Source organism: Pseudoalteromonas sp. 19-MNA-CIBAN-0066, from assembly GCF_040308705.1.
Lineage (GTDB): Bacteria > Pseudomonadota > Gammaproteobacteria > Enterobacterales > Alteromonadaceae > Pseudoalteromonas > Pseudoalteromonas nigrifaciens.
The window spans coordinates 44483-59635 of record NZ_JBEONZ010000022.1 but is presented as its reverse complement, the minus strand read 5'-3'; the positions used below and the strand labels follow the sequence as shown (position 1 = coordinate 59635).

General features: G+C 38.6%; 12 protein-coding genes. 9 read left to right on the top strand and 3 right to left on the bottom strand.

The features are described from left to right. Nucleotides 1-197: 197 nt before the first annotated feature. On the top strand, nt 198-1202 hold the full coding sequence (locus AAEZ18_RS12905) for a PIN domain-containing protein (protein WP_350595459.1): 1005 nt from the start codon (nt 198-200) through the stop codon (nt 1200-1202). Nucleotides 1203-1691: 489 nt separating this feature from the next. On the opposite strand, the gene AAEZ18_RS12900 is transcribed toward AAEZ18_RS12905, so the two are convergent. Beyond that, on the bottom strand, nt 1692-4007 hold the full coding sequence (locus tag AAEZ18_RS12900) for a hypothetical protein (protein WP_350595461.1): 2316 nt from the start codon (nt 4005-4007) through the stop codon (nt 1692-1694). Nucleotides 4008-4412: 405 nt separating this feature from the next. Between AAEZ18_RS12900 and AAEZ18_RS12895 the strand changes: the two genes are divergently transcribed. Together AAEZ18_RS12895 and AAEZ18_RS12890 are read left to right on the top strand one after the other, a co-directional pair. After that, on the top strand, nt 4413-5189 hold the full coding sequence (locus AAEZ18_RS12895; protein WP_182194555.1) for a hypothetical protein: 777 nt from the start codon (nt 4413-4415) through the stop codon (nt 5187-5189). Nucleotides 5190-5291: 102 nt separating this feature from the next. Further along, complete coding sequence (locus tag AAEZ18_RS12890; RefSeq protein WP_352255535.1) at nt 5292-5981, top strand: AbiU2 domain-containing protein; 690 nt, start codon at nt 5292-5294, stop codon at nt 5979-5981. A 321-nt stretch (nt 5982-6302) separates the two neighbouring features. On the opposite strand, the gene AAEZ18_RS12885 is transcribed toward AAEZ18_RS12890, so the two are convergent. Further along, on the bottom strand, nt 6303-7118 hold the full coding sequence (locus AAEZ18_RS12885; RefSeq protein ID WP_138553967.1) for an ImmA/IrrE family metallo-endopeptidase: 816 nt from the start codon (nt 7116-7118) through the stop codon (nt 6303-6305). Nucleotides 7119-7127: 9 nt separating this feature from the next. After that, the gene (locus tag AAEZ18_RS12880) at nt 7128-7472 is read right to left on the bottom strand and encodes a helix-turn-helix domain-containing protein (protein WP_032470393.1); all 345 of its coding nucleotides are present in this window, start codon (nt 7470-7472) and stop codon (nt 7128-7130) included. Nucleotides 7473-7672: 200 nt separating this feature from the next. Here AAEZ18_RS12880 and AAEZ18_RS12875 point away from each other — a divergent pair, with 200 nt between their 5' ends. From AAEZ18_RS12875 to AAEZ18_RS12850, 6 genes are all read left to right on the top strand, one after another. Next, entirely contained in the window at nt 7673-8704 is a 1032-nt protein-coding gene (locus AAEZ18_RS12875) for a nucleotidyltransferase domain-containing protein (protein ID WP_248534509.1), read from the top strand. A gap of 85 nt (nt 8705-8789) precedes the next feature. Further along, nucleotides 8790-10433: a ThiF family adenylyltransferase gene (locus tag AAEZ18_RS12870; protein WP_248534508.1), complete on the top strand. Its 1644-nt coding sequence runs from the start codon at nt 8790-8792 to the stop codon at nt 10431-10433. Next, entirely contained in the window at nt 10417-10902 is a 486-nt protein-coding gene (locus AAEZ18_RS12865; RefSeq protein WP_248534505.1) for a Mov34/MPN/PAD-1 family protein, read from the top strand. The genes AAEZ18_RS12870 and AAEZ18_RS12865 overlap by 17 nt, the downstream gene beginning before the upstream one ends. Then, complete coding sequence (locus AAEZ18_RS12860; protein WP_350595127.1) at nt 10895-12460, top strand: SAVED domain-containing protein; 1566 nt, start codon at nt 10895-10897, stop codon at nt 12458-12460. The genes AAEZ18_RS12865 and AAEZ18_RS12860 overlap by 8 nt, the downstream gene beginning before the upstream one ends. Before the next feature lie 80 nt (nt 12461-12540). Continuing rightward, the gene (locus AAEZ18_RS12855; RefSeq protein WP_350595126.1) at nt 12541-13479 is read left to right on the top strand and encodes a CBASS cGAMP-activated phospholipase; all 939 of its coding nucleotides are present in this window, start codon (nt 12541-12543) and stop codon (nt 13477-13479) included. Beyond that, on the top strand, nt 13476-15008 hold the full coding sequence (locus AAEZ18_RS12850; protein WP_350595124.1) for a nucleotidyltransferase: 1533 nt from the start codon (nt 13476-13478) through the stop codon (nt 15006-15008). The genes AAEZ18_RS12855 and AAEZ18_RS12850 overlap by 4 nt, the downstream gene beginning before the upstream one ends. The last annotated feature ends 145 nt before the right edge of the window (nt 15009-15153 follow it).

The window sequence follows — 15153 nt, the reverse complement described above, 5'->3', positions numbered from 1 at the left end:
GTGTGTTATTTAAACGGTGATCTTCCTACAGAGGACTTTCACCTCATAAGTCAATGCCCATGTCGGGCGTACACAAGTCATTCAAAGGACAAAAAAGTAGCTGGATTTTGCTCCTTCGTCGCTAATTTTAGCCAGCTATTTTATTGCCTCTGATTGAGGCGTTAACTCTACTGAAAAAGTTCATCATTTGAGGTTATATGAATTATATATGTCTTGATACTTGCGTATTTCTTGATATTTCAACGAAAAAGCAAGATCTTGCTTTGGTTTCAGCTTTGGAAGAGCTAGTCGAAACCGATGTGGTGAAACTGGTTGTTACAGACTTGGTTGCTGAAGAATACGAGAGAAATAAAGAAGATGTTGCAAACAAGACTGCAAGACGATTGTCTCAAGAGTTTAAACAAGTAAAAGCTGTGGTAAGTGAGTTCGCTAGTGCAAACCAAGAGCAAACGCTCGAAGTGCTAAATGACATAAATGCACAATTGCCTTTATTAACAGATGCCAATTACAGCACAATCAACAGAGTCGAAAAACTAATCCAGTCTGCGGAGCTAATTAATATTAGTGAGCGTTCAAAAGTTGCAGCGGTTCAACGTGGCTTGGATAAAAAAGCCCCATTTCATATCAGTAAAAACTCGGTTGCAGACGCTGTTATTATCGAGCAGTTTTATGAGTTTTCGCTTGATGTTGATGCTACTGATAGCTGCTTCTTTATCACTCACAATCACAATGATTTTTCAGCCAAAGACCATAGAAAACCACATGAAGACTTCGACGATATTTTTAATCGTGAAAATGTTCATTATTTCAATAATCTTGCATCAGCTTTGAACATCATTGATGAGGATGTGTTGGCTGAGATCGAGTTTGAGTACGATTACACTGAAGAAACTCGTGGCTTACGAGAAATTCTTGATGTAATGGACGAGTTGGTGGATAAAGTTTGGTACAACAGACACCAGAATAGGATGTGGCAGATCGAACATGGTGAAATTGAAGTTGTGCCGGAGGGTACCGAACGGTACGGAAGTGCTGTCATACATGAACATATCCTAGAGGGTGCAATTAAATCTGCACAAAAAGTCGAAAGTAAGTATGAGGACACCGGTCCGTGGTCGGACTTTGAATGGGGTATGATAAATGGCAAATTATCAGCCTTACGTTGGGTTCTTGGCGACGAATGGGATATGTTAGACACCTAACCTAGCGTAGTTTTAACAAACGCCCAAGGGAGCAACCTACTTTTCCTAATCTAACAGATACACTATGGAGCACTAGTTCTAAAACGAAACTGTCCAGAGGCGGGTTATGTATTTAACTCGCCTTTGCCCCAAGACGTGTTAAAGTAATTACTCTATAGGTCGGCTTTGAGCGATAAGCGGACGGTCAGATAAACTCGTTTTTGGACAGAAATGAGTTTTCGATTAAGCAAATATTGAGTATTGCAAATCAAAGTGCCTGTTTATTGACATGCTCCGATGATCAATCGTTACCCAGTGATAGTAACGCAGACCTAAGAAATCGATAACCCCCTCTTTCGTGACCCTAATATCACCTTATATATCAGCCCTTTTTCTGAACGCTGGCTATAGAAGCGAATAAATTATCCACACTAGACACCGTTAGATAATCAGTAATAAACGCCTTTTTATAATAAAAAGGCGTTTTGTAAAGCAGTTTTGGGATAATTATTATCTTTTATAATGAGCTACAGCGTTATACACACTAGCCGTATCAATATTTTTAGCTATCACCATAACATTATTAACATGCATAGCTTCCAATGCAGTATTAACAGCATGTTCAATGTAATCTTGACGTTTTGAAGAATTATCATTTTTATAAACGATAATACAAATAGATGTATCAGATAACTCATTAGGTGTATAAATAATCATATTATTATGCGTCCCTATATGAAATGTTCTAGGTACATTCCTTTCAAGATCTTTATACATTCGAAGCAACGTTTTTTGCTCATCTAAATTTAGCATACATAATGAGTTCCCTAAATCAGTCCAACCTTTAAATGTACGGCTTTCTATCTGTACCAGTATATCTTTAAAAAATGGGAGCATCTCAGGTTTTGGCTTTGCACAATCAATACCTTTTTCTTTTAACTGAAAATACAGGTCAATTTTAGATGACATCCCCGTAATTGATACTTCTGTGCTTTCATCCATCATCTCATTGCTAAATGACAATCTATCTTCACAATAAAGCCCTAAGTAATCTAACTCATCTCCCAAGACATTTATTCTATTAGACAAGTTAGATCGTCTAGTTAGATAGTTTATTATTTCTATGGGGTGTTCTAAGATATCTGTAATACATTCAAAGTCGGATACTGTCATAGAAACGCATGGCTCATAGTCGTGAGGCATCCAATCGGTTTTATGGAACTTATCAATGTTTGTTTGCATCGTCCCAAAATCTTCAAGTGTAATTGACATCCTAATAACATTGTTAATGTCATCTAATGAAACTGGTAATTGTTCTCTTAAATTATCTTCAATATCTGGGTTATCTTTAAGGTATAGGATCTTATCCCTTAATCTCTTTGACTGTATATTTGGCTCGATTATCATCTCATCGAACTGTCGTTTAACTGTTTTAGTTGCACCACGAAGTGCAGCTTTATTTACTTTATGAGATTTGGCCTCTATTATAATCATAAAGCTATCAATAAACGTCACTAGATCAGTTTCATATTCTCTGCCATCTTGTGACCACTTAAGCCCACTCTTTGTTTGTGACTCTGGAAATCTTCTAAGAATAATTTCTTCAATCTTATCCTCTAAGTATTTAGCTTTAATACGCTTTACTTTCTCTTTATTTATTCCTTTTGTGAGACTTATAAAACAATCATGAGAATAAGCAAAAAACAACTGCGGGATATAACAAATCAAAGCATCATTATGACTAATTATTGGTTTGCTCCACACTGGATTATCCAAGAAGAAAAACTCTCTATTATTCCCTGTTAAAGAAGAAGTGTTAAAACTAAACTTATCGACTATTTTATGAATTATTTCATTGTTCAAACTGGTCAAAGTTGACAATTCTTCAATACTAAAAGAATAACAGTCTATTAATTTTAATTGGTGATGAGCTAATACTAGCATTTGTATTTCTTCTTTTTTCATCGATGAGATGTCAAGCTGACTGTCTGACATCATCGAAGAAATATAATCACTATCGAAACCCATTAACTTACAATAATCAGGAATTAACTCATTCTTGTTTTTTGATTTTCTTAATTCATGTATAATATCTAGCCATGAATCAATTCTGCCTTGAATCGCGTTCATTAAAGTATCAAATAGAGATATCACATCATTTGGTTTAAATTCAAAGTTATTATTGATGTCTTTCTCAAACTTAGAATATAGCTCGCTGGTTAAATTTTTCATCTTATCCTGATAACTCCAATTGCGAATTGATTGTGTTGAAGTTCGCAATAATACCTGAATACCCTCAATGGCTTTTTCTTCAGTAGTCGTATCATTTAGTGATATGGGGAATCTACTAACACTAGCGTGACTTCCTAATGAAGTTATTTTTTCTATTAATTCAGAAGTTACATTTGGTGTGGGTGGGAAGTGACCAAGCTCTTCACTTGGTATACTAAGAAATATAGCCTGTAATATTTCTATATGAAATTGTTCTATTCCATGATGTTTTTCAACTAAATTCCCTTCTTTATTTACACCTGTGACTAAAGCTTGCATTGAGAGTATCGCAATTAGTGATAAAGGATTTACTTTCTTAAAAATCCCAACAATATCATCAATTAGAACTGATGTTTGTTCTTTGGCATCTTCTATCATTTTAGATAGAAATTCTTCTCTTTGCTCATCGGACAAATCTCTGAAATAATTAGGAATATCATAGGTTGCAAAATTGTTATTGATCTTCGTTCTTTTTATCCCATCATTATTTGGTTTTTTCTTTTTATTAAGATTTCTCTTATTTAATTTTCTTGGTTTCTTTGTGCTTTTTTTCATAGCTAAATTCCGAATTATTTATAATGAACCAATCGCGATGTGAAGATACTACTCGCATTAGGAAAACCAGGTCAAATAGCTCTTGAATGAAGTGGGATATCAAGCTGTTTGTAAATTGTTAAGGGGGCATAAACGAGTTAGTACCACCGTCCGCACTTGGCACTTTGGCGAAGTCCGCCTAGAGCGATAACCGGACGGTCAGGTGAGTCGTCATTAGATTAGTAATAATAAGAGAAAGCTTTCCTTCTCTCGCATGTTTAAATAACCTACAGTAAGTTATAATACTTATAGCTGGCAATAAGTTACACTATTTGCTAATAATAGAAGCTTATGAAATGAAGACGTCTTCACGAAAGAATAGGGAAACTACCCTATGATAAAGCAGTTATATAACAGGAGTTATTTTTGGCCAATGCGGTAAAATGGGAATTCTATTTAAATGGTGACTCTCGAAATTTTAGAGGTTACGCTGAAGGGCGAAAGAATTTATACTTTGATATTTCTGGTGGGATTGATCACTATAATGATTGTATGAATGATGACTTTCGTCTTTCATCTGTATATTTTGACGACGAAGACGAGCCTGAAGTTGTGTGGCAAATAGGCTATGAGTTGGCCAGCTTATACAATGGAGTTTCTTCAATATTATCTAAAGATTCGAGGAAACTCGAATTAGCCGAACTATTGCATAATGGCGTTAGAGTTGGAAAGACTCCAAAAAAAAATATTTTAGCTTTATTAGGAAAGCCAAACATTTCAGACTCCCTATACAATCAAGAGTTTGAAAAAGTGAAAAAATTAGATGTTCGTTTCTTCATGATGAACTTGGCCACTGAACGTGAAGATGCTTATCTGATATTGAAATATTTCGCGGTCGAAGCGAGTTATATTAACTATTATAAAACTCTGGAAACATTAGAAGAATTATCAGACAAAACAGGTATTGCAATTTCGGTAGATAAAAAGTTAAGAAAGTCTTTTACAAATACCGCTAACAACTTCACATTGTCAGGCTTGGATTCTAGACATGGATTTAAACAAGCTCTTAAAGAAAACAAAACTCCTAGTATGAAGTTGTCAGAAGCACATTTATTCATAGCAAGCATTGCTAAAGATTACCTCAACAAGCTAGCAGATGGTGTTATCAATGGAATACATAATAAGTCATTCAAGATGGACTAAATACAGCAGGCTTTCAAATACAGACGGTGTTTCGCCTGCTAAGTTTCAAGAAACGTATTATTCTGAGTTAAAAACTGTCTAGTGAAAGCTGAGAAGTCCACTATGAGAAAAGAGCAATTGGCGAAGTTTCAAAATCAAATCAATTCAGCTGTCATAGGGTATCTGAATTTGTTGGAACGCAAAGAGCTTCTTTCGGTTTCAATTAATACAAGTAGTTCTTTAAGTAATCTAGACTCTCCAATTCAGAGGTGCATACTCTCGATCCAAGATACAATTTATGCATCGTTAATAGTGGATGTTCATTCATGGCTTTTCGATAAATCAGATAAATCTTCCAATTTGAGTCCCTATAACTTACTGGAGTCACTGGTAGATCCTGATGTCAAATTTAATACAAAGCGTCTTCAAGAATACTTTATTACAACCCCAAGTTCATTAAATTTGTCTGAATCGGGCTCTAATTGGCAAGAAGATTTTGTTAGTGAACGCAAGGCCAAATTTGATCAAGTTTTTCATGAATGTACTCGCAATATAAAAAGACTACTGCACTCAGAGGAAGCTGCAAGGATTAAGCCTCTTCGCGATAAATTCTTAGCGCATAAAGACGGGGTTTATGATGTAAAAGCTAATGGTCATAAAATTGGAGATGTATTCTACCTTCTGGATCAAATGAAAAACATCTTACTTAGCTTAAACTCGTTATTTCAACGAGTTAGCTATCCAATCGAAGAATCTGAGCAACAGGCTAAGAGTAACGCTGAAGAATTTTGGAATCGTGTAGCTCGTACATAACAAGAGACTAAGGTTACGACCATCCACTATTGGCACTTTTACGAAGCTCGGCTAAAAGCGAAGAGCGAACGGTCGGGTAAACTCGTTTTTGGACAATTCCGAGTTAAAGTCTTAAATCTAATTCGTTAATTTCACAGAAAAATTCTATGGGATAATGCCCTCTTAAAGCAATAGAAAAGCAAACTCCTAAATGGGTATCTTTGAGATCCCAATCAACACTATGTCCCGTATTGAAATTTTAACCTTACAGTCGTTTACGACTCAGAGAAAACCACGTTTGTTGCGGTGACTGTGTAACCGGCCTATCAGGTTTGCAAATCGTTACAAGTAGGTGTCAACTTCTTCTAGGCAGTCATCATCGTAACTAAGTAATGTATAAATAAACCCGTCTTTGAGTACTATTGAGCTTGCATATAATTCCAGTAACTTCATACCATCTCGCTCTGGTGTAACCCAATCTATCGGGTCTACAACGTCAAAGTCACTAGGAAATGCCTCTTGGCTGACATTTGTACAAGAAGCTAATTGCTCTGAGGATAAGTTGGTTTGGTTTATATAAAAATTGAAATGCTTTGTAGGAACAAAACGCTTAAATTGCTTGTTTTGGTGGATAACCATCGCTACAGGTGCTTTCTCCAGCCATGATAGTCTTCTAAAAACAGCCTCCAAAGAGGTGTCGCATAAATCGGATATTTGTTTGATGTTATGCCAGTTTACATCGCCATCAGTCAAAGGCTTAACCAATCGCTTTGGCATTAGTAGTCCAGATGCAAAACCATTAGCTTGGCGTTCTAGCGGATCTTTAAAATAATCCCCAAGCTCAGAGTTACCACACTCAAAGTCTTTAGAGTGGCCCTGCATAATGTGCATACAAACGTGGCCTGTTTCATGTGCCGCAGTGAAATTTAGCCGCCGGGAATCTGGAATATTGCTATTAATAATAATTCCTGCCCCGTCTTGATTGCCGATTGCCTTACCCAAAAATTGGTCGGATACAAATGCATGGAATTCCACTCTGATAGGAAAGCTCTCATCTGAAATGGTATTAATAAATTGATTTACTTTGATAGGTAACTGATCAAAGCCCAGATCTTCAAGTAAAGATTCGGCCTCCTTTGCTCCTTTTTGTTCTTCCATACCAAATCCTTACTTCTTGGTGAAGCGTTCCATCATTTCTCGCAATATACGCTGATCCTGTTCTGGCAGCTTATCAAGTTCTCCCCACTTTCGATAGAACTCTGTAGTTTTGTCTCCTGAATTTTCCGGCGCATCTTCTCCCGTTATTTCATAGGGTTTTACACCTAGTGCCGAAGCGATTTTTCTTAGCACAACAATAGTCGGCATTCGGCCTTCGTCTTTTTCGATCTTGCTTAGAGCAGCCGCTGTTATCCCTGCCTCACTAGCGAGCCTCGCCTGTGTCCAACCAAGTAATTCTCGCATGTGCTTTATGTTTTTACTGATAAGTGCGGCTTGCTGAAGTTTGTCAGCCATAAAATAACCCTCCGTTAATTTTTATATTAACAGTAGTTGATATGTTTGGCTAGAAGGCGTATCGTTATAAACGATGGTTAATTTATTAACTTCTGTTAATTGCCATCAAGAACGACATAGGTGTAGGTGCAGACCTTGTTCACCTGTGAGTTTGTCTTAGAGAAATACGCAGTGAACTAATTTATAAGAGGTAGCTAACTATGTCTTTGCAAAACCAATTCTCAAAATTTCACGACAAAATTAAATTAGGACGAGAGGATGATAGTTATCGGGAGGCCAGGACGAAGGACTCTAGCATCCTCGATGATTTAAGGGATGAATTTAAAAATGCCGGTTATCCAATAATAGACACGTTTATTCAGGGATCTTTCAGCACGCACACAGGCATAAAGCACCCAGTGGCTGACTTTGATATCGATAGAGCTGTTGTTATTGATGCAGATAATGCTCCTAATGATCCGGTTGAAGTAAAAAAACTTGTACTAAAAGTCTTGGAAAAGCGCGGTTTTACAAATGCAAGAATCAAAAAGCCTTGTGTCACTGCTGATTATATAAATTTAAACCTGCATATCGATATTGTCATATACAGGAAGCGAGGTCAGCAGTATGAACTGGCAGTCGGTAAGTTGAACTCAAATGTAGAAAACCGTGAGTGGTCTCCTGCTGAGCCCAAAAAACTGATAGAACATATTAATGATAGCAGCCAGTATATCGGCTCAGCAGACCTGAAAAACAGGCAGGTTAAACGTTTGGTCAGATATGTAAAACGCTGGAGGGATGAAAAGTTCGGCCAAAATGTTGGCAAAAAAGTGTTTTCAATTGGACTTACACTAATGTTGAAAGACAAGTTCCGTCCATCTATCAGCTATGACGGTAAAGTCAATGACTTGCAATCGCTACGCGACACTATTTCAGCTATTTTGAATGCCAATTATTTTCAAAGCGTTGATTATGGTAAGTACAAAGTCAATGTGCAGTTACCTGTTCAACCATATAGAAATGTTTTTGAAAACAGTAGCATTGATACGGGAACACAGCTATATAACAAACTGAATGCGATGCTGACTAAACTTGATCAAGCTTTAAACGAAGACTCTTTGCGCAAACAATGTGAAATCTTGCAGGGGCTATTCGGTGATGACTTTGAAGTGCCAGAAAAGGAGCAAGATAGTAATGCCAAAAAAGTGGCTTACAGTAGCGCTGGTGTAGTTGGAACGTCACAGGGGGCATAGTGTGCTAAGCGAAATAAAACAGCACCTTATCAACCAGGGGTTCTACTGCACAATCAGTGAAGTAGCTGGAGGAGAGAGGATCGTAGTGGAAACTACGATCCTTAATCATGAGATACAATTAATGCTAGTAGCAGATCCTCCCTACTACAGCCTGCCCGAATTTTTCTTAATTAACCCTGATTCCATTGGCAGGTTGGCTCATGTCTCTGTTCATGAAGATTCAGGGATTCAGATTGGCACTGTGTGTGTTAATGCTCCAGAGTCACTGTCAGTAAATTTCGAACAACCACTATTGGTTGTAGAAGAATCGCTTCGGAGGCATATCTCGTTGTTAGAGAAGTGCATAACGAATCCAGATTGGAACCATAGTGAATTGCTTCGTGAGTTCTCCAGTGAATGGTTGCGAATCTGTGATCCAGATAGCTTTAAACCCTTATTGGCAAATATCGCAAGGCCAGCCCTACAAACGTTATCGGTATATAGCCCAGTGGATGGCAAACAATTTGGCATCGAAAGCCACTATATGGTTCATCCGGCTGATGATTCGCTTTCGGGTATCAGTGATATTCGGTTGTCTATAGCTAAGGATAATCGACGCATAGCAGGAAAAGCAGTTGTGATTCCAATCGAAACACTAACTCCTGCACCTAAAAATTCAGATGCTCTCGAAGAATGGTATTTAAATACAATATCTTCGCTCCCGATAAAGGTTAGAAGTGAATTACAACAAAAATACGGTCAATGGCGTGAAACTGCTTATTGGGTCGTGTTTACCGCCAAAACTGTTAATGATGAACGAACTTGGTTCGCACTGAAACTTAGCGGTAAAGCCAAAAAGGCGCTACCACTATCAGATGAAAAGCTAAAAAACTGGAAATTGGAAGCTTTACCTATACGGCTATTCAATCAAGAGAATACTGTGGAACGTGGTGGTGGCATTCTGCCGTTAGCAGACAAAAAGGTAGCCGTGATAGGCATTGGTTCAGTAGGCAGTGAAATTGCGCATAAGTTGTCTGCTGCTGGAGTCAGATATTTAACGTTAGTAGATCCTGATCTATACGAAATCAATAATCTGTATCGCCATATTTTAGAACAGCATTGGGTGGGAGCATTCAAAACCGTAGCCCTAAGTGTCGCTCTTCAACGACAATTTCCATGGTCTTGTGCACAATGGAAATTAGATAAACTGATGGAGTTTGCTCGCAGTAACCGTATGAATGATTTTGACCTGATCGTCATTGCTATCGGAAATCCGACCCAGGAACGGTTGTTTAAACAATACCTTTTGGATAACAACTCAAAAGTTGCCGTCATTAACAGTTGGTTAGAAGGTTTTGGCGTTGGTGGCCATGCAACATTAGATATCCCTAGTACGGAGGGATGCTTATTGTGCTCTTACGTTTGCCAAGAAACAGGTGCAAGAGGGCTAGTGTCGAACATGAATTTTATCGAACCCAACCAGATAACCATGAAAAACATCGCTGGCTGTGGAGAACAATTTATCTCATATGGCGCAGCAAGTTCGGCTCAAACTGGTGTCATGGCAGCAAATTTGGCCATTCGGTATTTGGAAGGCAAACAAACTAAGTCCTGCAAAGTTAGTTGGAAGGGTTTAGATGAAGATGCAATGGCAGAGGGCATCAGGCTGACTCATCGCTACTACAATTTCAGCAGTTCGCTTGAATACTTACCTTTGGTTGATGAGGACTGCGATGTCTGCACTCATTAAGCAAACTACGGGCATAAAAGATACAAAAATTTACCTTTCTGAAGAGCTAATTGATCTTTGGTATTCTTACAGGCAGATGTCTCGTGATAGAAGTGAAGCTTTTGGATCATTAATTGGCTCTCAGTCCGCTGACGCTAATGAATTTTGGCTAGAGCATTGTACTATTCCTCAGAAAGAAGATTCAGCCACCAGACTTAACTTTTATATGCGTGACCCTCACCACCAGAAAACGGTTAATTCTTATTACGAAAGTTCGCATGGAAAACTAGGCTACTTGGGTACATGGCATACTCACCCTGAAGAAACACCCACTCCATCGTATATAGATATTGTAGATTGGAGGAAATGCATAAAACGTAACCCGGACAGAGAATTAGTCTTTGTAATTGTTGGTCAGAAAGACGTCTGTATCTTTCGGGAAATTAACGGGTCATTTAAACGAATTTTTAAGGAACAAATCGATGACTGACGAGAGGCTACCTTTTCATCAAGCATGTTTTTATCCCATAGAGTCAATTGACAAGCTCGCAGAGTTTCTATCGAGCATTAAGACCTCTTTTGTGTGGGAGCATGTTGGATTACTTACCGATGAGCGTGTAAAAAACCAGATATATATATTGTATTCACATGAGTTACGAGCCAGTTTTCGACTTAACGTAACTGATGTTGAGCTTAAGGATGCTCTAACATTGATGGGTTGTGGGAATAATCTTGAGGTTCGCCACCTCCAGGGCCGAAATCTTTCTCAAGACGAATATGGAACAATGGAGTCACTATCAAAAATATGGGATTCCTGTGTTAGTCAATCTACAGTCTTGTCAGTCAATGACGTTGTTGACTATATCTCCAGGAATATCGAACAGCGATTTAATAAAGGTCGTGGTAAAGATTTCACACAGCCGACAATTAATCAAGTTATGCGTGATAGTCATGGCTATTGTATGTTTGAAGGCTGCGGGGATAGGTTGGATATTGATTGTCTGACTGGGGCATCTGGTAACTATTCATACTTGGCTCACAATGTTGCGTCTTCCGAGAATGGCCCAAGGGGTATTCCTTATCTATCCGAAGAACTTTCGAATGAGCCAGCTAATATTCTACTTTTATGCGACAAACATCACCGATTAATAGATCGAGTTGCGTGTGCTGATTATCCTGCATCCAGACTTACTCAAATGCGAACGGAGTTTTTAATTAATACTGAGAAATTACTTGAAGGACTGAGTTTCCAACCTATTCCTGTATTTTCAGTTCTTTGGCCGGTAGGCGGGCATGTTGTTTCTCCCCCGGAGTCAAGAGACATTGCAGGAAGCTTATCTAGGTTAAGAACTCGCATTAGAGGAGCATTGAATAACCTTAGTGACAATGAACGCCGATACAGAGCCAAACCTGAACGGTTTGCCAAAGAAATGGATGAAATTGTCACAGAAGAAGCAGAAACCATAATCAATCAGACAAAAAATTATGGATATCGAGCGGCGCTATTCGCATTTGGGCCAATGCCAGCTTTGGTCGGATTAGGGGCATGCCTAGGAAATAAATCTGAAATCACGCCAATGCTCAGATACCGAGATGGAAACTGCTGGGTTTGGCCTCAGGATTCTCGATCAGAAACACCTTACAAGGTGAATTGGAAGAGCGAGATAGGAAAATCATCTGAAGTCACGATCACTATAGCATTAACCCAATATCCCGAAGCAATGAAAAAGACTGCAACAGTGCTCGGTTATCCTGAGATTGAAATCGTAGCCAAGCAAATGGGTAATGCTGCGATCCCGCATCCAGAAAACGGGTTAGAATTAAAAAGTGAACTTCATGTAATACTGCAAAAACTTCATGACCAATTTGCTGTTGAGCGTGTTCACTTGCTCATCTGTGCATCTAACGCTGCTTGTGTATTCGTAGGTCAAGCCTTCGATCTCTATCAGCCAGCGCTTCTCGTATATGACTTCGATGGAGACGAAATGATATCTAAGCTGTCGATAACTCATGTAAAAGGAAAAGTTAATTTATCAATACCTCAATGAGTAGCCATCGTTAGAAGAGCCACTCTGTAGCATTACTAAAAATTGGTCAACTGGCGGTTTATAGAGGAGTAAGAATACATATGACTTTTAAGATATTGAGCATCGATGGCGGGGGAATACGTGGTGTTTACCCTGCGCACATACTTAAATGTTTTGAAGAAAAACTTGGAATCAATCTCTTAGAGTCATTCGACATGATAGCCGGCACTAGTACGGGTTCCATAATAGCGGCTGGTGTTGCATGTAACATCCGCCCAGCCGAAATGGTTAACATGTACAAAGAACATGGCGTGGATATTTTCAAAAAGAAAAAGTCGAGAATCCCCTTTAAGAAGCTAAAAAATGTTGCGCAGCCGTTGCTAGAAAGCGTTTATGATAGTGGCAGTTTATCTAATGTTCTTAACGGTGTTTTTAACGATATTACGCTTGGGCAAGTAGCCAAGCCACTAATTCTGCCAGCAACAGATGTAGGTAACGGCGGAGTCCATGTATTTAAATCGCCTTACCACCCAGATTTTATTCGTGATAAGTCGGTAAAAGTAAAAGATGCTGTTCTAGCATCTTGCTCAGCCCCAACATTTTTTGATCCTCATAAAGTTGATGAGTACTTGTTATCAGATGGAGGCCTGTGGGCAAACAACCCCGCATTAGTGGCCGTTATCGATGCCCAAAAACGACTAGGGATAAATTATGATGATATACAAGTGGTGTCCATCGGCACCGGTCATTCCAAAGTCGCCTATGGTTTAAAGCATAAGGGAGGCTGGGGTTTAGCAACGGGCTGGCGGCATAAAGAATTCATAAATTTCATGTTATCGCTTCAGAGCCAAAGCGCGTTAAATTATCTAAAGCTTCATTTGAAGCCTGAGCAAATATTAAGAATTGATTTTGAGTCAGATACTGATCTCCCACTTGATGAAGTTTCTGAAATCGATAATTTGATTAGTTTAGCCGACAAGGATTTTACATATGGAAGTAAAGAGATTAGCAACTTTGTCTTGGGAGGGAGTGTATCGTGACTCAAATAGTTTCTAGGGAAGAGGCCCTGTTAACAGTGGCGAAAAAGTTGGACATCTCTCCAACTAAATACAAACAAGCAATTGATCGCTTTAATTCAATGAGAACACATCTAGAGCAAGGTAACTATCCCGGCACATTTCGTGTCCCAGAGGTATACCTTCAAGGCTCTTTTAAGCTTGGAACAGAAATTCGCCCATTCAAAAATAGTAAAGATGCAGATTATGACATTGATTTGGTCTGCAACTTGGGGCATTTAAAACAAGCAGTACTAGCCTCCACTGTGAAAAATCAGGTTGGGCAACGTATTAGAGAGAATGGCACTTATGCCCGATTGTTAGATGATGAAGGAAAGCGCTGCTGGACTCTCAATTATGCTGAAGATGATGGTGTTGGATTCCATATGGATATTCTCCCTTCAGTAGCAGAAAACAGTTTATTGGCGCGACCCCAATCAATTGCAGCTACAAATAAAGATCAAGAAAACCGCTACTCTTGGACAACGAGCAACCCGAAAGGATTTGCTGAATGGTTTTACGAAAGAAATGGCGCTGCATTTGAACTAGAAAAATATAGTCAGAAGCAACGTATCTTCAACAATCAAAGACAATTGTACAATTCAATTAACGATGTTCCCAATATTCACGTTAAAACGCCGTTACAAAGGGCAGTTCAATTATTAAAAAGACATCGTGACGTAAGATTCTCGCAATCAGATATAGAAAACTTTAAGCCAATCTCAATGATCATTACTGTATTAGCTGCCAATTGTTATAACAATGAAGCAACTATCTATGACACGTTGAGAAATCTAATATCATCTTTAAATCAGCATTCTCATCAATTAAGCAATAGCTTTGTTTTTAATGATTACTACGCAAGAAATACCTATACATTGATAACTCGCACGCCTGATGGAAAGTGGCTTATCCCCAACCCAGCTAATCCAGATGAAAACTTCGCTGACCGATGGCATGAGGATAATAATGCAAGAGCAAATGCTTTTTTCCAATGGGTGGGTTGGCTTAGAGACGACTTCATCAATATTGAAAACTTTATCGAAGAAGATAAGTTTATTAAGTCACTTGTTGATGTATACAAACCAACAAATTTACCTGCACTAAGCTTTAATGTGCCACATAAGGAACAACTGAGATACCCTATCGTTCCAAACATATATTCAGCGGATATTAAAGCAAGTTATAAATCCAACATATATTGGAAAGAGTTTAAATCTGGACAGCATTTACTCAAAGGAAAGGAACTAAAGTTCAAATTAAAGACTGATGTTCCTGCACCATTCGACGTTTATTGGCAGGTAGTAAATACAGGGCAAGAGGCGGCGAATGTAGGGCAGCTTAGAGGCGAAATATCTCCTCAATCGAATACGGCCTCAGACGAAATTTATAGAACAGAATCTACTTCCTACACCGGTGATCATTGGGTTGAAGGATTCGTCATTAAAGATCGTGTATGCGTCGCGAGAACTGGTGAGTTTGTAGTCAGCGTTAGAGATAGATTTTCTGTATGAAGAGCGTGAGTTTCCAAGAAGAATTAAGTGCAAAAAACACTACGCTTATGCTGCGAACTAATCTAAGCGTTGTAACATTACAAAGATTTGGTCAACTGACAGAAATTCTGTAAGGACGGCAAAAAGTTTCTCTGGCACGCTTTGG

Bases quoted from the DNA above. Each gene is read 5' to 3' on its own strand.
- AAEZ18_RS12905 (WP_350595459.1), top strand. From the start codon at position 198: ATGAATTATATATGTCTTGATACTTGCGTATTTCTTGATATTTCAACG.
- AAEZ18_RS12900 (WP_350595461.1), bottom strand. From the start codon at position 4,007: ATGAAAAAAAGCACAAAGAAACCAAGAAAATTAAATAAGAGAAATCTT.
- AAEZ18_RS12890 (WP_352255535.1), top strand. From the start codon at position 5,292: ATGAGAAAAGAGCAATTGGCGAAGTTTCAAAATCAAATCAATTCAGCT.
- AAEZ18_RS12885 (WP_138553967.1), bottom strand. From the start codon at position 7,118: ATGGAAGAACAAAAAGGAGCAAAGGAGGCCGAATCTTTACTTGAAGAT.
- AAEZ18_RS12880 (WP_032470393.1), bottom strand. From the start codon at position 7,472: ATGGCTGACAAACTTCAGCAAGCCGCACTTATCAGTAAAAACATAAAG.
- AAEZ18_RS12875 (WP_248534509.1), top strand. From the start codon at position 7,673: ATGTCTTTGCAAAACCAATTCTCAAAATTTCACGACAAAATTAAATTA.
- AAEZ18_RS12865 (WP_248534505.1), top strand. From the start codon at position 10,417: ATGTCTGCACTCATTAAGCAAACTACGGGCATAAAAGATACAAAAATT.
- AAEZ18_RS12860 (WP_350595127.1), top strand. From the start codon at position 10,895: ATGACTGACGAGAGGCTACCTTTTCATCAAGCATGTTTTTATCCCATA.
- AAEZ18_RS12855 (WP_350595126.1), top strand. From the start codon at position 12,541: ATGACTTTTAAGATATTGAGCATCGATGGCGGGGGAATACGTGGTGTT.